18 protein-coding genes and 1 riboswitch are annotated in these 17,501 nt (G+C 36.8%); of the genes, 11 read left to right on the top strand and 7 right to left on the bottom strand.

The window, feature by feature from the left end:
• Positions 1-280 precede the first annotated feature (280 nt).
• Complete coding sequence (locus ACQKII_RS08650; protein WP_427458338.1) at positions 281-1,054, top strand: Cof-type HAD-IIB family hydrolase; 774 nt, start codon at positions 281-283, stop codon at positions 1,052-1,054.
• 95 nt (positions 1,055-1,149) lie between these two features.
• Positions 1,150-1,251: riboswitch (SAM riboswitch) on the bottom strand.
• Positions 1,252-1,374: 123 nt separating this feature from the next.
• Here ACQKII_RS08650 and ACQKII_RS08645 read toward each other — a convergent pair.
• From ACQKII_RS08645 to ACQKII_RS08630, 4 genes are all read right to left on the bottom strand, one after another.
• Positions 1,375-1,785, bottom strand: coding sequence for a hypothetical protein (locus tag ACQKII_RS08645; RefSeq protein WP_427458336.1), 411 nt, complete (start codon positions 1,783-1,785; stop codon positions 1,375-1,377).
• Between the two features lie 145 nt (positions 1,786-1,930).
• Positions 1,931-3,511: an AraC family transcriptional regulator gene (locus ACQKII_RS08640; protein ID WP_427458334.1), complete on the bottom strand. Its 1,581-nt coding sequence runs from the start codon at positions 3,509-3,511 to the stop codon at positions 1,931-1,933.
• Positions 3,512-3,594: 83 nt separating this feature from the next.
• The gene (locus ACQKII_RS08635) at positions 3,595-4,542 is read right to left on the bottom strand and encodes an ABC transporter substrate-binding protein (protein WP_427458332.1); all 948 of its coding nucleotides are present in this window, start codon (positions 4,540-4,542) and stop codon (positions 3,595-3,597) included.
• Between the two features lie 187 nt (positions 4,543-4,729).
• On the bottom strand, positions 4,730-5,914 hold the full coding sequence (locus tag ACQKII_RS08630) for an MFS transporter (RefSeq protein ID WP_427458330.1): 1,185 nt from the start codon (positions 5,912-5,914) through the stop codon (positions 4,730-4,732).
• Between the two features lie 109 nt (positions 5,915-6,023).
• Here ACQKII_RS08630 and ACQKII_RS08625 point away from each other — a divergent pair, with 109 nt between their 5' ends.
• A complete protein-coding gene (locus ACQKII_RS08625) occupies positions 6,024-6,407 on the top strand; it encodes a winged helix-turn-helix transcriptional regulator (RefSeq protein ID WP_427458328.1) in 384 nt (127 codons plus the stop codon).
• 142 nt (positions 6,408-6,549) lie between these two features.
• Here the strand turns inward: ACQKII_RS08625 and ACQKII_RS08620 are convergent, their stop codons facing one another.
• Positions 6,550-7,395 (bottom strand): aldo/keto reductase, encoded by an 846-nt coding sequence (locus ACQKII_RS08620; RefSeq protein ID WP_427458326.1) that lies wholly within the window; start codon positions 7,393-7,395, stop codon positions 6,550-6,552.
• Positions 7,396-7,682: 287 nt separating this feature from the next.
• Between ACQKII_RS08620 and ACQKII_RS08615 the strand changes: the two genes are divergently transcribed.
• From ACQKII_RS08615 to ACQKII_RS08575, 9 genes are all read left to right on the top strand, one after another.
• A complete protein-coding gene (locus tag ACQKII_RS08615; RefSeq protein WP_427458324.1) occupies positions 7,683-8,150 on the top strand; it encodes a GNAT family N-acetyltransferase in 468 nt (155 codons plus the stop codon).
• Positions 8,151-8,241: 91 nt separating this feature from the next.
• Positions 8,242-8,688, top strand: a complete 447-nt coding sequence (locus tag ACQKII_RS08610) for a VOC family protein (RefSeq protein ID WP_427458322.1) — start codon at positions 8,242-8,244, stop codon at positions 8,686-8,688.
• Between the two features lie 223 nt (positions 8,689-8,911).
• A complete protein-coding gene (locus ACQKII_RS08605; protein WP_427458320.1) occupies positions 8,912-9,580 on the top strand; it encodes a response regulator transcription factor in 669 nt (222 codons plus the stop codon).
• The gene (locus tag ACQKII_RS08600) at positions 9,577-10,959 is read left to right on the top strand and encodes a HAMP domain-containing sensor histidine kinase (protein ID WP_427458318.1); all 1,383 of its coding nucleotides are present in this window, start codon (positions 9,577-9,579) and stop codon (positions 10,957-10,959) included. Before ACQKII_RS08605 ends, ACQKII_RS08600 begins: the two co-directional genes overlap by 4 nt.
• 398 nt (positions 10,960-11,357) lie before the next feature.
• Entirely contained in the window at positions 11,358-12,269 is a 912-nt protein-coding gene (locus tag ACQKII_RS08595; RefSeq protein ID WP_427458316.1) for an ABC transporter ATP-binding protein, read from the top strand.
• Complete coding sequence (locus ACQKII_RS08590; RefSeq protein ID WP_427458314.1) at positions 12,266-12,976, top strand: ABC transporter permease; 711 nt, start codon at positions 12,266-12,268, stop codon at positions 12,974-12,976. The genes ACQKII_RS08595 and ACQKII_RS08590 overlap by 4 nt, the downstream gene beginning before the upstream one ends.
• Positions 12,976-13,701, top strand: a complete 726-nt coding sequence (locus ACQKII_RS08585) for an ABC transporter permease (protein ID WP_427458312.1) — start codon at positions 12,976-12,978, stop codon at positions 13,699-13,701. The genes ACQKII_RS08590 and ACQKII_RS08585 overlap by 1 nt, the downstream gene beginning before the upstream one ends.
• Positions 13,702-13,728: 27 nt before the next feature.
• A complete protein-coding gene (locus tag ACQKII_RS08580; protein ID WP_427458310.1) occupies positions 13,729-14,997 on the top strand; it encodes an erythromycin esterase family protein in 1,269 nt (422 codons plus the stop codon).
• 182 nt (positions 14,998-15,179) lie between these two features.
• Positions 15,180-15,338, top strand: a complete 159-nt coding sequence (locus tag ACQKII_RS08575) for a DUF1540 domain-containing protein (protein ID WP_219361593.1) — start codon at positions 15,180-15,182, stop codon at positions 15,336-15,338.
• A 227-nt stretch (positions 15,339-15,565) separates the two neighbouring features.
• Here the strand turns inward: ACQKII_RS08575 and ACQKII_RS08570 are convergent, their stop codons facing one another.
• Together ACQKII_RS08570 and ACQKII_RS08565 are read right to left on the bottom strand one after the other, a co-directional pair.
• Positions 15,566-15,811 (bottom strand): group-specific protein, encoded by a 246-nt coding sequence (locus ACQKII_RS08570; protein WP_427458308.1) that lies wholly within the window; start codon positions 15,809-15,811, stop codon positions 15,566-15,568.
• A 309-nt stretch (positions 15,812-16,120) separates the two neighbouring features.
• Positions 16,121-17,461, bottom strand: coding sequence for a PLP-dependent aminotransferase family protein (locus ACQKII_RS08565; protein WP_427458307.1), 1,341 nt, complete (start codon positions 17,459-17,461; stop codon positions 16,121-16,123).
• Between the last annotated feature and the right edge of the window lie 40 nt (positions 17,462-17,501).

Here is a 17,501-nt window from a genome sequence, read left to right as displayed (position 1 = left end):
AAATTGTTTATGATAGTTTGCAAAATTCTGAAAGGACTTATTTACAAAGCTATTTTTTTTGCATAGGCGTAAAACATTTTTTGAGTTTTATTATTGTTGTTTATAGGTCGGATTAACTATTTAAGGGCTGCGTTAAAAATCCAACTAATTTTTAAACTAATTATGGCTATCAAGGCAGTTTGGTTTAAAAAATCATGCGTCGTTGTTCTACATAAGTTAAACGTACAATGTATCGTAATAAATGCTCTATATAACAGTGAGATAATGGGAGGAGCTAATAATGGATTGTAAAATTGTATTCTTTGATGTTGATGGAACGCTCATTAATTATGAGGATGGAAGTATCGTAAACGGTACTAAGACAGCTCTACAGATATTGAAAAGCAAAGGCATTCGTTTAGTGGCCGCTACTGGAAGACCACTATCAATGTGTCAGGAATTAATAGCTTTAGGTATAGATACCTTTATCACAGCTAATGGTGCATATGTGAAGCACCAAAATCATGTAATTCATAAAATACCTCTTGCACAAGATATTGTGCAAACAGTAAAAGAGTATGCGGATGCGAATAATGAAAGTCTTACTTTTTTTACAGAACAATTATCGATGAATGGCGTACATAATCCCGCAACTTTAAAAGCAATGAATGAAACTTTATCTTTATTTGACTATCCAACATTCAATGAAGATATTTTAAATCAAGAGGTCTACTTAATGTGTTTATATGTGGATGAACAAATGGAGAAAAAGTACAAGATACAATTTCCAAATTTAAAATTTGAAAGATGGCATCCCAATATCGTAAATGTCTTACAAGAGGATGTTTCAAAATCAATTGCTGTTAAAGCTGTGTTAAATTACTTCCAGTTAGATTCTCATGAAGCCATTGCTTTTGGTGATGGAGACAATGATATTGATATGTTAGAGCAAGTTGGATATGGGATTGCGATGGCAAATGGTAGCAAAGCATTAAAAAGTAGTGCTGACTTTGTAACGAAGAAATCCAATGAGGGCGGCATTGATTATGCACTGCGTAAACTGTGCCTAATCTAAATGGAGTGGCTATTTAGTGCCTCTGTACGTAAATTAAGTAGGTCTGTTCCAAGGTGACAATAAGTGACCTTAGAACAGACCTTTTATGATTCATCTTCTCATCTTCAAGGCGATATTCGCCAATTGGAATTAGCACCATGCTAAGGCTGGTTGCTGAGACTTCATAGGGCCAATCCCTCCGTCTCTCGTGATAAGAAATAATAAGTATAGAATTTTCAGAAATAAATAATGTAAATACTTTAACATATGCAATCATAGTTTACAAGTTCGATAGGGATACATGAGTATTGACGTAAAGTGGTTTTCTATGCGTCTTCTAATCACCAATTTAAAATCAACGTTAGTCTGCAACAACCACTTTCAGTAAATAGTATTCGAATATTGTCGGGTGAATATTTTGTTTCGAATTTAATGGTGATGCCTGTTGAAGCAATTAATGTATCAACTTCAGTTTTATTTGAAAGTTGCGCGGCGTTCATGAGGTCATGTGCAAATTGCTCTGATCCATCGATTTTATCCGTGAGTAATTGAGCTTGCTGCATAATAGTCTGAATCCGTTTTGCTGATGACTTCAACTTATGTGTGTCTACAGGTGGGAAGGGGCTGGTGTTTGTTGGGTTCGTCGGCATTGCCAGATATCCAAGGAATGGGCTAGATGGAGAATGGTTGGACATTATCCAAGGGGGATAATGATTTGAATAGACAAAATACGGATAAGGGTTATAATACAACGGAATTCCTCCTATCCAATAGCTGATATCCTATCTTATGAAAGAGAATGATGTTAGGTGTTAAAGGTAGTAGTTCTTCTTGAACGTAAAAAATATGTATCAAAGGAAGCCCTCAAATTACTTTAAAAGCTTCCCTTCGAATTCATTATCCGAGTACATGTAAGACATCTTCTATTTTTTTGCTATGGGAAAGTACTCCGTAATTCATCCACGTTAAAAAGTCCACTTCATAGACACAATGGCTTTTCACAGCTGAAAGGGCAAGCCATATTGGCGAGGTTAAAATATTTCGTTCCTCTCCTTCGAAAGTAGAGTGTTGTTTATCGAATGTTATGAACAGATGTTGGGCATCTAGTTTACTAAGTTGATCGTTCGTCAATATACATCTTCTTGTGTAGTGAGGCACATTCCAGACAAGAGGATGTGGCATCAAACCTAAATCTCGATATAAAATGGGCCCTGTGTAGCCGCATTCTGGGCCTGCATAAAGGCTAATGCCTTGTGCAGAGATACGAAGAAATGCAACGGTTTGGCCATAAACAGATTTGCTCAAGATTGTTCTGGCATCATGGACCTTGTGCTCATATTGCCTAATGACATCTTTCATGATGGCGGTTCGGCCTGTTAGATCTGCAATTTTATATAGTGTTGAACGCCAGTCCTCACCAGGGTGCGAGAGATGACAAATTGGCGCTAACTGATTTAATTGGTGGCAAGTGTCCCAACGCTCTACACCAGCATTTAACATAATTAAATTTGGCTTATATTTTAAAAGTTGCTCCATGTGACCATCTGCTACATCAAAATCCGGTACTTCTTGTAAGCCCAGGTATTCTTGTTTGCCCCATTTCGCATGGCTAAATTGGGCAATGGGTGTAATGCCTAATGCAACTAAAAAATCTTCTAAAAAAGGAGCGAAAACGCGGATATTGTTGCTGTGACTTTTACGATATTGTCCTGGAGAGACACCGACATGTTCTTTAAAGCGACGGTTAAAATAATATTCATTATTAAATCCAACAGTTTGACTGATTTCAAATATCCGATCATTAGTTGTGCTAAGTAATTGTTTTGCACGGTCAATACGAATATTGTTTAAATAGTGAAGTGGAATGTGGCCAGTGATTTCTTTAAAGATACGAGAATAGTTCCACCGAGGAACGTCTGCAATATGTGATAATTGTTCGACAGTCCAATCCTTTTCATAGTGTTCGTTGATATAGTCAATTGAATATTCAACAGATTGGCGATCATTTTTTTTGTGCAATTTAGGTAGATTCTGTTGAAGAATGAATAACATAAATTCTTGAAATCGAACATGCTGCTCAAATATCGAAAGTTCATCAATCATTAAGCGGTTGCGATAAATAATCTCTAGCTGATTGTTACATTGTGAAACGGGAAGGCAACGTAGTTCACCTATAATTGAAAAGATTTCATGCACTTTGGGTTGCTTTGAATCACCCAAACTTATAGCTGTAAACGACAATTGATAAAAACTAAAACACTCACTTTCAACGCTAATTTCAATCATGTTATTTGGAGAGATAATGACACACTTACCTTCAGCAAGTTTTATAGTTTCCCCTGCAGCAACTAGTTTTCCCCTACCATTCATAATAATGAATAGCCTATAATCATCGTTTTTATGTATCTGCCATTGCCTTTCTGAGGATGCAAAATACAATATTTCTTGTAATACGTACATAAACGGTTGGTTCCCCATTGCATCCTTCATCCTTTCTATATATTTATGAAAACAACAGAAAGAAAGCCCTTAGAGAGCTTTCTTTTTACCAGACGATTCAATTATTTAACAAACCATTTTTCAAGATCATCATATTTCAATAAGTTTGCTGTAATAGCTCCGGTTTGCCAATATGTTCTATTTGCGATATACACATGATCATTTTTTACTGCGGGTACCGATTTCCATAGCGTGCTATCAAGCCATTGAACAGCCTCTTGATTTTCCTTCGATTCCCATGTTCCATCAGAAGGGAAAATTATTATATGATCCGCATCCAAATTGGGAATAGCCTCTTCAGATAAAACTTCTTGGAATTCCTTCATATCACGCACTAAAGGATGTGGTGTTAAACCTGCTTCTTTGTAAACATTCCCTATGAATCGATTCTCAATGCCAAATAAAGCTAAAGTTTTATCTCCAACGTTTAAGCGTAAAACGGCTACTGTTTCTTCACCTACAGATGCATCTAATTCAGTTCTTAACGAAGTCACTCGCTCTTCATACTGTTTAACAACCTCATTCGCTTTTTCTGGTACGTTTAAAACATCTGCAATTGTTTTTACAATTTCTCGAGGATTTTGGAGAATTTCTTCTTTTAAACGATAAGTTGGTGCAATTTTTGAGTACTTTTCATATTTCGCTGAATCGACTGCTCCGTCCACAATGATTAAATCTGGCTTAGCTTCCAAAAGAGCCTCAATACTTCCTGTCACATCGAACTTAGGTACATCTAAATTTAAATACTCTTGTATACCCCATGTAGGATGATACCACTGGATGACTGGCTTTATATCAAGAGCGCTTAAATAATCTTCTAAGTATACGGCTGCGACTCTCTGTGGGTGGGCAGGGATTTCGACTTTACCAAACTCATCCTCTACGATTCTAGTTTCTACTGCTGATGTATTTTCTTTCGACTCAACTTTTTGTTCGTTAGAACTACATGCTCCTAAAATGAACGTCAGCACCAATAAAAGTGCTAACGAAAAAAATGGTCCTCTACGCATAGCTATTCACTCCTATAGTTTTAGTACAGATACACTGTGAAAATATTTGTAATTTATAATGATAATCATTCTCGTTTGATTCAAATAAATTATAGGACACATTATTAAAACAAACAATACACATTCTCTAGATGTTTCTTATACAAACTTGAGAGTTGTAGTGAAGAGGTAGGAGCAACTGCAAATCTTATTTTTTATTTTTGTCTAAGAGTAGCCAAGTTAATGAAACGAAAGCAGCTAGCAGAACCATTAAGAATCCGTACATGGGTGTTTGAGTTAAAGAGTGATGGTCAATAATTAACCCACCTAGGTAAGATCCGAGGAAAATGCCTATATTAAATGCAGAAATATTTAACGCTGAAGCCATTGTAATAGCTGAAGGTACATATTTTTCTGATAGCTGTACGGCATATAGTTGTAAGCCGGGTACGTTCATAAACATAAACAGTCCCATTAACAGGACCATGATTAAGCCAATAATATGTGATTGTAAGAAGAAATGAATACCCAGTAGGGATAAAGCAAGACCGATAAAGATTATGAAAATGGCTCGCAATGGGTCGTTATTTGCAAAATGTCCACCCAATGTATTACCAATAGCCACGCAGATACCAAAGACGACTAAAATAATGACAATAGCGTGAGGCGAGTAGCCCATGTATTGTTCTAAAATAGGCGATACATACGTGTATACTACAAAAACACCACCATAACCAATTGCTGTAATGAATAGAATTAAGAGCATACGTAAGTTGCCTAGTACTTTGCCAATATCACGTATTGAGACAGGTTCACCTTTTGATAAATTACTTGGCACAAGTAAAGCATTACTAATTAAGCCGATTAAGCCGATTACGACAATGAAAACGAAAGACATTCGCCAGTCTGTCACTTGACCGATGAAAGTTCCTAATGGAACACCTGTCACAGTTGCTAATGTTAGGCCAGTAAACATAAATGCAATGGCACTGGCCCGTTTATTTGGCTCTACAACTTCAGCCGCTATGACAGAGGCGATGGACATAAATACACCATGTGCCAGAGCTGAAATAATACGCCCAATTAGTAATATTGAGAACGTAGGTGCTAGAGCAGCCAGTAAATTACCAGCAATAAAAAGTACCATGACAAGCAATAGTACATTTTTTCGACTGAGTCCAGAAGTTAAAGCCGTTAAAAGGGGTGCGCCAATTGTTACACCTAATGCATATATTGAAACCGTTAAGCCTGCAGTACTTAACGATATACCCAAGTCATTTGTAATGAGGGGTAGAAGCCCCACACTGATAAATTCTGTTGAACCTATACCAAACGCACTGATTGCTAGTGCAAGAAGCGTTAGTTTAGCATTCAGAGCTGTTTTTGTTGTCATAATATTGCTTACTCCTTTGATTTTTTTTATAGTGTGTAGTAATATTCAATGGTATCAAAAAGTTGTGTAGTGTACTTTTAGTTACTTTTGTATATTACAGGAGGTTACTATGAAAAAAGTTTATAATATTGGTGTTGAAGCCACTCTTGAAGTAATCGGTGGAAAATGGAAACCTGTTATTTTGTGTCATCTCATTCACCATGGCAACATTCGTACGAATGAATTTCGTCGGTTAATTCCAGGGATTTCCCAAAAAATGTTGACGAGTCAATTACGTGAATTAGAGCAGTCGGGATTAATTAATCGTAAGGTGTTCAATCAAGTACCGCCAAAGGTTGAATATTCATTAACACCCTATGGACAAGAAATGGATCCTGTGCTGAACTTACTGTGCACGTGGGGTGAAAAACACATTGAGCTATTAATTAATAACGGTGAAGACGTTCTGTTAATGCAACGCGATGAAGATATTGCAGTTAAGCAAACTTCTTAAAAAATAGCAAAAGAAGCTTTCTAGGATAATAGAATCTGCCAGCTCTCTGCGGGTAAATTGCAGGAGTCTCGCAGATTCTTTTTCAACTTACGGTAGCAGTCACTTTGGTTGTCCTACCGTTACAGCCATATTGACCCTTTAATTACATGACAAAATCAAATTGTTCTGGGTCTGGGCCGACGCGTTTATCTAAATTCATGGTATGAATGTATGCCATTTCTTCATCAGTTAAACTGAAGTCAAAGATGTCGGCATTTTGAATCATACGCTCTCTACGTGCTGATTTTGGAATGGTTACGATACCATTTTGGATATCCCAGCGTAAAATAACTTGTGCATTTGATTTCCCATATTTTTCTGCTATTTTTGAGATCGTCTCATCCTCAAGAAGTCCTCCTTGCATTAATGGAGCCCAAGCTTCCAGTTGAATTTTGTGCTCCATGCAAAATGAACGTAGCTCTATTTGTTGTAATCGTGGATGGAATTCTACTTGGTTTATGGCAGGTGTGATGCGAGCTATTTTTAATAAATCTTGTAAATGTGATACATTGAAATTACATACACCGATTGCATTAATTTTTCCTTCTTCGTATAAATCCTCTAGTGCTTTCCAAGCTTCCGTATATTTATCATTACCCGGCCAGTGAATGAGATAGAGATCTAAGTAATCTAATCCTAATTTTTGTAAGCTCTCTTCGTATGCTGCGATTGTCTCGTCATAGCCTAAGCCGTCATTCCATACTTTTGATGTAATGAATAGATCCTCACGTTTTAAACCAGTAGATGCTAATGCTTGTTGTATACCCTCACCAACTCCTACTTCATTGCCATAAATAGCTGCGGTATCAATGCTGCGGTAACCAACCTCAATTGCATTTTTTACGATTTCCACGGTAGCGTCGTTTGCTACTTGGAATACACCTAATCCCATACCTGGCATTGCTAAGCCGTTTTGTAATGTGATTGTATCTTGTAAATTATTTATCATGGTCAGTCCTCCATTGTGGATTGTTCTTTGTTGCTTTTTTATTATGCTTTTGTCGATGTATAAAAAAAAGTACGCACTTTTTGGTTTCATAGAAACGCGGAGGTTCCTATTGCGTGATACCAAGGGTCCGTATGGGAAAAATTTTAATAGCAAGTACTTTCAAACTGACAAAGCTAGGTAAAATAAAGAAGACGACACAAAAATAAGTGTCGTTCTTTCAGTTTTAATATACAATAAATGTAAGTTTGAATCGGTCTTCATAATAAAATGGGGTTGGTGTTAGAGGAATGGTCATTACAAAAGACTTAGCAAATTATTTAGAAATGGCAGATCATTCTTCCATAAAGATAAGAAAAATAACTGAAAGTGAATTTAATAGCTGTGGGAAGATTTATGCGGAAGGCTTTGATATGCCTGCCTTTTTAGCAGCCAATGTCGCTCAAAATAATAAAGTATTACATGATAAGCCAGGTTGGTCGTTTTATATTGCTTCGCTGAATAATGAGGATGTTGGCATTGGTTCTTTATTTGTAAAGGATGGGACGGCTATTTTAGCTGCATCTGCTGTAAAACCAAGTGCACGGAATCAAGGCGTCCATCAAGCATTAATCAAATTTCGTATCCATGCAGCTATCAAGCAAAATTGTGACTTAATGATCGGTCAAGCAAAATTTGCTTCTATAAGTCAAAATAATATGGAGCGTTGTGGATTGGAGATGGCTTACACCAAAAGTATATGGACAGAAGCAAATTAAATAAATAATTTAGCTGGAACTGTAAAGATAAAGGGGATTTGGGAGTAGAAGTAGAATTAAGTAAGGACACTGTAGAAAAGGGGATTACGAGATGAACCGTTTAAATTTAATAACTTTAGGTGTTAAAGATATGGTAGAGTCACTAACGTTTTATCGGGATGGACTTGGATTTGAAGTGTTTGTATATGGAGATGAATCAAGTCCAGATGTAATTTTCTTTAATAATGCAGGAACAAAGATTTCACTGTTTCAAATTGATCGCTTGGTAAAAGATATTAACGAAGAAAATCCACCACAAATTGGTGATAGCTTTTCAGGAATTACCCTTGCTTATAACGGTAAATCCAGAGAAGAAGTCGATGAAGTATTTGTGTTGGCTGAAAAAGCAGGTGCAAAAATCGTCAAGAAGCCAGAAGTAGTATTTTGGGGTGGCTATAGTGGCTATTTCCAAGATCCTAACGGTTTTTATTGGGAAGCGGCCTATGGAGATAGCTGGGAATTTGATGAAAGTGATATGTTGATAATTAGCGAGAATTAAAATATTTCGGGCGTGTTTTGAAAATTTTTTTCAAAACATGCCCTTTTAAATTTCAGATAGATTGGAAGGATGATATTTTTTCCTAAAGAGCAGCTTTATATTGTATTGAAATGTAGGATTATGATTTGAGTTAGTATTTTTGTAAATGTATAATACAAATTATGGATTTTAAAAGATGCATTTATTCCTAATTAGCCTAGGTCATAGATTTGGAGGATAAAAATTGTTTCGTATATTGTACATAGAAGATGAAAAAGAGATAGGACAGTGGGTGTCAAAGGATTTATCGGAAAGAGGATATGAGGTAACATGGCTGGAGTCTGGTGAAGGGGTTGAGAAGTTCATAGGATTTGTCGATGTTGTTATTTTGGATGTGATGCTACCTGGATTAGATGGGTTTTCTATCGGGAAAAGAATCAAGAGGGAAAATAGTGAATTACCCATTTTAATGCTTTCCGCACGCACTGCGGTAGAGGACAAAATCGAGGGGCTAAACTTCGCAGATGATTATTTAACAAAACCATTCCATCCGGATGAACTAGTAGCGCGTGTGGAGGTTTTACTAAGGCGATATCAAAAGAATGATGATGTATTAGAGCTTCAGCACCTAAAAATACATACCAAAGAGATGCGAGTTATAAATAGTAATGACAATGAGGAAATCCAATTAACAGGCAAGCAATTTTATTTATTTCAATATTTTATTCGCCATTTAAATCAAATACTAACAAAGGAACAGCTTTATGAAGGGGTTTGGGGAGAAGCTTACATAGAAGGTGATAAAACTTTGATGGTGCATGTCCGATATTTACGAGAAAAAATAGAGCTGAATCCAGCTAAGCCGATGATTATTGAAACGATTCGTGGTATTGGTTATAGGGTAAAACTATGAAATTTTTCCGATCATTATTAGCGAAATATATGCTTATTATTTTATTAGCAATGTCTATTGTTCAAATAGCGTACTTTGTCCTTGCTTTATTTATAATGGGGGTTGCTAAAACAGAGGAAGGTATTAATAAAACTCGATACGGCGAAGACTCCAATAAAAATGTAATTGAGGAAAAATGGCATGCTGAAGCAAATAAAATAAAAGCTATTGAACTTGAAGTAGTCGAACAACTTTTCGAAAACTGGAGGGGAAAGTATCCTGAAGCCTCCATGTTTTGGGTCGGCGAAGATGGGACATTATTAAAAGAGGTTAATGTTAAAGAGCAAATACCCTCAGAATGGACACCAGCATATACGACTAAGTTTATAAAGGAACGATATGACGGAGATCCCTTTACAGTCATTGCATTTCTTGGAGAAGATGAAACGAATGGCTTTATTGTTTTAGAAATTCCTAGATTAGTATTGAATCCACCACTGAAGAATGTTTATCAGCAATATGGCACCTTTTTATTTTTAGGTGTTATTTGTATCATCATATTTTTTGTTAGTATCTCTTTTTTATTTTTTAGGGGGATTCGAAAACGCTTATTAAAGCTACAGGATGCGATGGAAATACGCGATGTAGATGGGTTACCTATTGAGATGCATGTGAAAAAGAAGGACGAGATTGGGCAACTCGAGCAAAGCTTTAATCGCATGGTGTGTGAGCTTAGGGAAAGTAAAAACCGTGAGCAAAAGGAAGAACAATTGCGGAGGGAATTGATCGCTAATCTATCTCATGATTTACGCACCCCTTTAACAAAAGTACGGGCGCAAACCTATTCCATTAGTAAAGAGAAATTATCAGATGAAGGAAAACACGCTATTAAAGCTCTAGAAACATCGATTGTTAATATTGATGGATTAATCGAAAATTTAATGTCGTATACGTTACTAATGGCTAGTAAATATAAATTTGAACCAAAGGAAATCAATGTTATTCGATTTGTACGAGAGCAGATGACTACGTGGTATCTTGTTTTTGAAAAGGAAGGCTTTGAAATAGATGTAGAGTTAAATTCATTTGAGGAAAATAAATGGTTAGTTGATCCGCTTTGGTTAGGGCGTATATTCGATAATTTCTTCCAAAATGTGTTGCGCCATGCGAGCAGTGGGCAATATATTGGCGTAAAAACAGAGTCGACAGAGCACCATGATGCATTCGTCATTTCGGATTGCGGAAAAGGAATGAACAATGAATCCAATGCAAAAGGTGCAGGCATTGGTTTATCAATAGTTGACATTATGGTTAAAGGGATGGACCTCGATTGGGAGATTGAATCAAGTGAATCAGGCACAATTATAAAAATTAAAAAACGTAAGAATCTGTCCAAATGATTTCGGACAGATTCTTTTTTGTTCTTTACCAAAGTAGGGGATGACATTTGGCTACAAGGCTTGTTGATTGGAGTGGAGGCTGGGTGACTCCTGGGGGATTACAATAAAGGAACGAAGGCTAAAAACGTCACGTCCTGTGACAATTTATCTGCGCGAAAGCGAAGCGACAGCAGCACACGCCTTCGTGACCAACATCCTGTAGTTGACGCTTCGCTTTCGCTACATAAAACATCTGTTGCCCCGAAGCGGCTCATCAGACGCCCCCTGGGAAAGCGCCCAGCTGGAACGGAAATCAACCCCGAGTTACTGTGATGAACCTCTTTTTTAAACAAAATTTAAACTTTGCCCTTACCTGCTTTTAAACTTCGTCTCCTATGCTTAATAAAGAGGTGAGGGAAATGGAATATATCGTACAAACAGAAAACTTATCAAAACGATTTGGTAAAGAGCTGGCTGTAGCGGGCATAGATTTGAAAATCCGTAAAGGGGAAATATACGGATTTCTAGGACCAAATGGCGCAGGGAAAACAACGACAATTCGTATGCTTTTAGGATTGATGAAACCGACATCAGGCACCATTAAAATTTTTCAAAAGGATGTAACAAAGGAACGAATCGAAATATTATCGAAAATTGGCTCGTTGGTTGAAAACCCATCCTATTATCCACATTTAACGGCCTATGAAAATTTAGAAGCATTAAGAAAAATTTTAGGTGTGCCAAAATTGCGCATTGATGAAGTGTTAGCAATTGTTCGTTTAACAGAGGCAGCCAATAAAAAAGTAAAAGGATTTTCGCTTGGCATGAAGCAGCGTCTTGGCATCGCCGCTTCTCTGTTACACAATCCAGAGTTATTAATTTTAGATGAACCAACAAATGGACTTGACCCATCTGGGATTATTGAAATTCGAAATTTAATTAAACGACTACCTTCAGAATATGGGATGACGGTTGTTATTTCGAGTCATTTGCTATCAGAGATTGATCAAATGGCGACGACAGTTGGTATTGTTTCGAAAGGAAAAATGATTTTTCAGGATTCAATTGAAGCAATGCGTATGCATGCACAGCCAAAAGTTTTGTTTAAAGTGAGTAAGAGTGAGCAAGCGTGGCGTTCGTTAGTGGCAAACGGCATAAAGGCAGAATGCAAAGAAGGGCAAATTGTACTGGATGAATGTTCCGATGAAAAAGTAGCGCAAATCGTTCATATCCTCGTGCAAGAGGGCTTTTCGGTTTATCGCGTGGAAGAAGAAAAACAATCATTGGAGGATATATTCCTTCAAATGACAACGGGAGTGCAAGCTATATGATGGGCAAACTGTTGACTGCTGATTTTTTGAAAATTAAACGAAAAGGATTATGGTTTTTAACAGCGTTAGGCCCTTTAGGTGTAGTGGCGCTACAAACGGTCAATTACGGTATAAGAAAAGACTATTTGTTACAACAAAGTGAGGATGATTGGGGATATTATTTAGGAAATGTGCATTCTTTTACACCACTTGCGCTTATCTTAGGGATTGCCATATTAACTTCCTTTATGGCGAGTATTGAAAATGAAACAAATGCATGGAAGCAATTAATTGTTTTACCTGTATCTAAATTGACAGTGTATTTATCAAAATTTACAGTGCTAACAATATTATTATTTGTATCTTCCTCGCTATTAATGGTTTTTGCACTTGCTCATGGAATGTTTTTAGATCTGGGAGAGAACATTCCTTATATGGAGCTAGTCAAGTCTAGTTATTATCCATTTTTAGCGTCATTACCAGTATTGGCATTACAGCTTTGGATTGCGACTGTTAGTCAAAATCAAGCCATTCCAATTACTGCTGGGGTCTTTGGTGTGATATTTGCTTTTTCAGCATATAAATTGCCAGATTGGATGATTTGGAAGTGGCCATCATTAATGAATGAATGGGATGAGCCAATCATCAATGTTGCGCTTGGTATAGGTGTAGGGGTTCTATTATATATCGTTGGAATGATCGATTTCACGAGAAGGGATGTGAAATAATGCGCGCTATACTTTACTCTGAATGGTACAAATTAAGAAAGTCTAAAATGATACCAATTATTTTTGCGGGACCGATGATTGGCTTATTTATAGGATTAGCGGTCAATTTCGATGATGATTTTGGTGTGAATAAATGGTATATTGCCTTACTTTCAATGAATTTAACATATGCACTATTATTTCTCCCACTTATTTCAGGTGTCTTTGCAAGCCTCATTTGTAGATATGAGCATCAAGCTGGAGGATGGAAACAACTTTTAGCATTGCCTGTCACAAGGGGAAAAGTATTTGCTGCAAAGTATGTCTTAATCATGCTGCTTGTCATGGTGATGCAATTATTATTTTTAAGTTCTATATTCGCGGTAGGTGTTGTAAAAGGTTATACAGATCCTTTCCCAATGGAAATTGTTTTGAAAAGCATCTTTGGAGGATGGGTGGCTACATTGCCATTAGTTGCTTTGCAATTGTGGATGTCTGTGATGTTTAAGAGCTTTGCTGCGCCATTTGCTGTGAATGTAATTTTTACCTTGCCATCCATATTAGTCGTGAACTCTGAACGATTTGCCCCTTACTATCCATGGGTTCAACCCTTTGAAATGATGCATGTTGGAAACCCTGAGGATATATTTTTTGTACCATGGGATCAATTATTAACGGTTGTAGGTGGTAGTTTTGTATTATTTTTTATTGGGGGATATTTATATTTTCAACGAAAAGCAGTTTAACTTTTTCATATTGTAGAGGAGATTAAAATGGTATTTTCTAAAAAGAGTTTTTTATTCGTTACAGCTATTTTTCTATCGGTTATTTTAGTGGGATGTGGAACTGGTAAAGCAATTAAGGATGCTTCACAATATGCTACTGCAATTGAAGATATTGAAATTCCGGATGGTGTAAAAGTAATTGGATTTGGTGAAGCGACTCATGGAAACATTGAATTTCAGACATTAAAGAAAGATGTATTTCAAGCATTAATTGACAATGAAAATGTCCATGTCTTTGTTTTAGAAGGCGATTTTGGTGGTGCACAGCAAATCAATCAGTTTATTTTGAATGGTACTGGAACAGCGGAAGAGGCTGTTAAGGCTCTTGATTATGGCATATATCAAACTGAACAAATGATTGAATTTGTTCAGTGGATGCAGGACTATAACAAGACGGCGGATGAAAAAGATAAAGTATATTTTTACGGTAATGATATGCAACGTTATGACTATAGCAAGCAGGGCGTTTTACATTATTATAAAGTGGTTAACAAAGATAGCGCAAAAAAATATGCCACACAGTTGGCACACGTTTCTAATGAGACAATGCGAGTGTTAACAAACAGTCAATTGAATGAACTAAATGACATCATTGACTCTATTATTACAGATTTACAGTCAAATAAGGCATCCTATATCAACCAATCATCTAATGATGATTTTACCTTTGCCTTACAATACGCCCAAATCATGAAGCAGCGTACACAATTGTTTTTGCACGATAGTGATTATATGGATTTGCGGGATGAATATTTAGCAAACAATTTGCAGTGGATTGTTGAATATGAAGCGGGTCGAGGCCATGATAAAGTTCTTATGTCGGCACATAATGGACACATCGAGAAAACATCCGCATCAATGGCAGGTTACAAATCAATGGGGCAGTACTTAAATGAATTATACGAAGAAGCTTATTTTGCCATTGGTACGGACTTTGGTAGCAATACGTTTCAGGCACAAAATGCAGGATCAGGTGAGCGTAAAAACTATACACTAGAGCATCATAATGAATTAGTGGACGCATTTAGTGAGGTAAAGGACAATATTTACTACGTAGATTTTAAAAAAGCTAGTGAATCGGCTGCGTTATCGGATATTTTTACGAAAGAGCAAAGAATGGGCAATATAGGTGATGATTTCCGCCCTTGGTATAAGTTATCGAAGATGCTTTATACAATTAAAATGACACCAGCAGAAGCATACGATGGCATTATAATTGTGAAAGAAGCTACAGCAACAACAGTTATGGAAGAATAACGAATTAGCACCAACTTAGCCAGCGCTAGGTCGTATTTTTAAGCAAGAAAAGGGCCTTTAAATCTAGACTTTAGCGAATAATAAATGGAGGAGATAAAAAGGTTATCTTTGGATTTTGTTTTGTGGTGAAGTATTGATTGCCTCTAATTTGTTAAAGATAACAACAGAGGAGGTGGGATACGATGGCACAAGAGATTTTATGTGAAGTCAATAACTGCACGTATTGGGACTCTGGAAATAAATGTACTGCAGAAGCTATTTATGTAGTTAGTCAAAAAGGTCAACAAGCTTCCAATAGTGAGGATACGGATTGTAAAACATTTAAACCTGAAACGCATTAAATGAATGAGGCTGGGACAAAAGAGAAAAAGTGTTAGATTGACTGATGTCGATCTAACACTTTTTTGCTGTAAGCGTTGATGTCCGCTACGGCGGACTCTTTCCGGAGTCGCCTTCGCTACCATCAACTAGTGCACGTCTATAAATGAGTGAGGTGATACCGTAAAGCCCGATTGGTTCAACTAACAATCCGTGGGATGAAGGAAACCCCACGGATTGGAGTTTCACTTTATTGATGTAAATTCACTTTATCATTCTGGAATAACAAGTAATGAGCATTCTTCACTTTTTCCTCTACATAGTCTAACGAATAATGCCCAACAGAATCTGTTAAATCACCAATTGCACGGGATAAATTATCGACCACAGGAATTAACGTATCAATCCGTGTCGATTCTTTCTCTGCATTCATCTCATCCATGATTTCATAAGCAAGATGTTGAATTCTTCGAAGGCGCATTTTTTCTTTTTGCATGATATCCTCCTTATACACCATTTATTCCCGCATTAACGGTCAGTAATTTATCTGTTCCGAAAGCGAAGCGCCAGGTACAAGACGCCCGCCTAAAGTTGAAAAATGAGACCGAGTTAACGAGGAGGTCGATCAACTGACCGTAAAAGCCCGATTGGTTCAACTAGCAATCCATGGGGGATGAAGAAATCCTCCACGGATTGAAGTTTCACTTTATACTGTCTAAACATATGCCCAACAATAGGCGTTCATGAATCAATAATTTTACGCAAATCCCTCCTAATTTATAGAAAAATGGAGAGAAAATCGCTCTTAACTATAATAGTTATTCATGTTAGTAAGAGCGATAGCTATTTCCTTAATACCCTTGTCAATTTTTTGTTCTTCCACATTCGAAACATTTAGTTTTAAAATTCGTTCACGGTAAAATCCTTCTAAATAATTGCGATCAATGCTGTCTAAAAAGATATGCTGTTGTGTTAATTGTTGAATCAGTAAGTTCATATTGACTTGCCTTGGTAAAACGATATGACTATGCATACAAATATCCGTTGTAGTTAAATACATAGGTAAATGTTTTTTTAGGGAGTGCTGTAGCGTAGTGGCACGCTTCATGTAATCCTCAGATACTTTTATTTGATAGCGATCAAACATGCCACTTTTTAAATATAGTTCCAAGGCAGCCTGTGAAATCATAGAGCTATCAATATCGGTGGTATTTTTATATTGCTGAAAAGTGTTAATTAATGCATGAGGCAACACCGCTAGACCAATGCGTAGACCAGGAAACATAATTTTAGAAAAGCTTTTTAAGTAAATCACTCGGTCCTCGAGATCCTCCGTAAATAAGGGGTCCATTTTCGAATTTTGTTCAAAATCTGCCAAATAATCATCCTCAACGATATAAACATCGTATTTATTAGCTAGTTTGCGTATACTGTATTTTTCCTTTTTGTTATAAGAAGAACCTAATGGATTATGCAGGCGCGGCATGGTATAAAAAAATTTAATCGTATTGGTACTAAAGAGTTGTTCTAACTCGTCTAAGTTAATGCCCTCAGCTGTTCGCTTAATACCTACAACTGGCAATCTGTAGGTTTTCAAATAATCCATATATAGATGATAACTCGGCTGTTCTACTAAAATGGTTGTGCGTTGATTTGGAAATGGCATAATACTGAGCAGGGATAGCGATTGCTGGACACCTGAAGTAATGAAGATATTGTCTTCATGTGTGAATATTTGATACGTTTCTAACAATTTTTTAGCCTCGACAATTAATGATGGTAAGCCTTTGGGCGTTCCATATCGAAATAAGTCCGTTTGATAGGTATCAATGGCTTTGTTCATACAGTGTTGAAAATCTTTGTAAGGAAATGCATGCCAAGTTGGTGATGAAGTCGCGAAATCTATAAAATCATTTGCTGGTGGTAAATGTGGAAGTTGATGATCTACAACAAAATAGCCGCTTTTAGGGATTGCATAGATCAAATGTTGAGTTTCGAGTTTATTTAAAGCTGTTAGCACGGTACTTTTACTACAAGAAAATTGAAGAGATAGATTTCGGATAGAGGGCAGCTTTGCGCCAGCCTGTAAGGTACCGGTCTGTATTTGTTGCACTAATTGATTGTAGATAAAGTCATATTTGAGCATGTTCAGCCTCCTTACGCATCTGTATCGGTACAGATGTGTT

Source organism: Lysinibacillus sp. NPDC048646, from assembly GCF_050272295.1.
Lineage (GTDB): Bacteria > Bacillota > Bacilli > Bacillales_A > Planococcaceae > Lysinibacillus.
This window is presented reverse-complemented; position numbering and strand designations above follow the sequence as displayed.

What these genes read in the sequence shown, in the direction of transcription:
- ACQKII_RS08610 (WP_427458322.1), top strand. Translation starts at nt 8,242, where the DNA reads ATGAACCGTTTAAATTTAATAACTTTAGGTGTTAAAGATATGGTAGAG.
- ACQKII_RS08640 (WP_427458334.1), bottom strand. Translation starts at nt 3,511, where the DNA reads ATGGGGAACCAACCGTTTATGTACGTATTACAAGAAATATTGTATTTT.
- ACQKII_RS08570 (WP_427458308.1), bottom strand. Translation starts at nt 15,811, where the DNA reads ATGCAAAAAGAAAAAATGCGCCTTCGAAGAATTCAACATCTTGCTTAT.
- ACQKII_RS08625 (WP_427458328.1), top strand. Translation starts at nt 6,024, where the DNA reads ATGAAAAAAGTTTATAATATTGGTGTTGAAGCCACTCTTGAAGTAATC.
- ACQKII_RS08595 (WP_427458316.1), top strand. Translation starts at nt 11,358, where the DNA reads ATGGAATATATCGTACAAACAGAAAACTTATCAAAACGATTTGGTAAA.
- ACQKII_RS08585 (WP_427458312.1), top strand. Translation starts at nt 12,976, where the DNA reads ATGCGCGCTATACTTTACTCTGAATGGTACAAATTAAGAAAGTCTAAA.
- ACQKII_RS08620 (WP_427458326.1), bottom strand. Translation starts at nt 7,395, where the DNA reads ATGATAAATAATTTACAAGATACAATCACATTACAAAACGGCTTAGCA.
- ACQKII_RS08565 (WP_427458307.1), bottom strand. Translation starts at nt 17,461, where the DNA reads ATGCTCAAATATGACTTTATCTACAATCAATTAGTGCAACAAATACAG.
- ACQKII_RS08630 (WP_427458330.1), bottom strand. Translation starts at nt 5,914, where the DNA reads ATGACAACAAAAACAGCTCTGAATGCTAAACTAACGCTTCTTGCACTA.
- ACQKII_RS08615 (WP_427458324.1), top strand. Translation starts at nt 7,683, where the DNA reads ATGGTCATTACAAAAGACTTAGCAAATTATTTAGAAATGGCAGATCAT.
- ACQKII_RS08575 (WP_219361593.1), top strand. Translation starts at nt 15,180, where the DNA reads ATGGCACAAGAGATTTTATGTGAAGTCAATAACTGCACGTATTGGGAC.
- ACQKII_RS08590 (WP_427458314.1), top strand. Translation starts at nt 12,266, where the DNA reads ATGATGGGCAAACTGTTGACTGCTGATTTTTTGAAAATTAAACGAAAA.
- ACQKII_RS08600 (WP_427458318.1), top strand. Translation starts at nt 9,577, where the DNA reads ATGAAATTTTTCCGATCATTATTAGCGAAATATATGCTTATTATTTTA.
- ACQKII_RS08650 (WP_427458338.1), top strand. Translation starts at nt 281, where the DNA reads ATGGATTGTAAAATTGTATTCTTTGATGTTGATGGAACGCTCATTAAT.
- ACQKII_RS08580 (WP_427458310.1), top strand. Translation starts at nt 13,729, where the DNA reads ATGGTATTTTCTAAAAAGAGTTTTTTATTCGTTACAGCTATTTTTCTA.
- ACQKII_RS08635 (WP_427458332.1), bottom strand. Translation starts at nt 4,542, where the DNA reads ATGCGTAGAGGACCATTTTTTTCGTTAGCACTTTTATTGGTGCTGACG.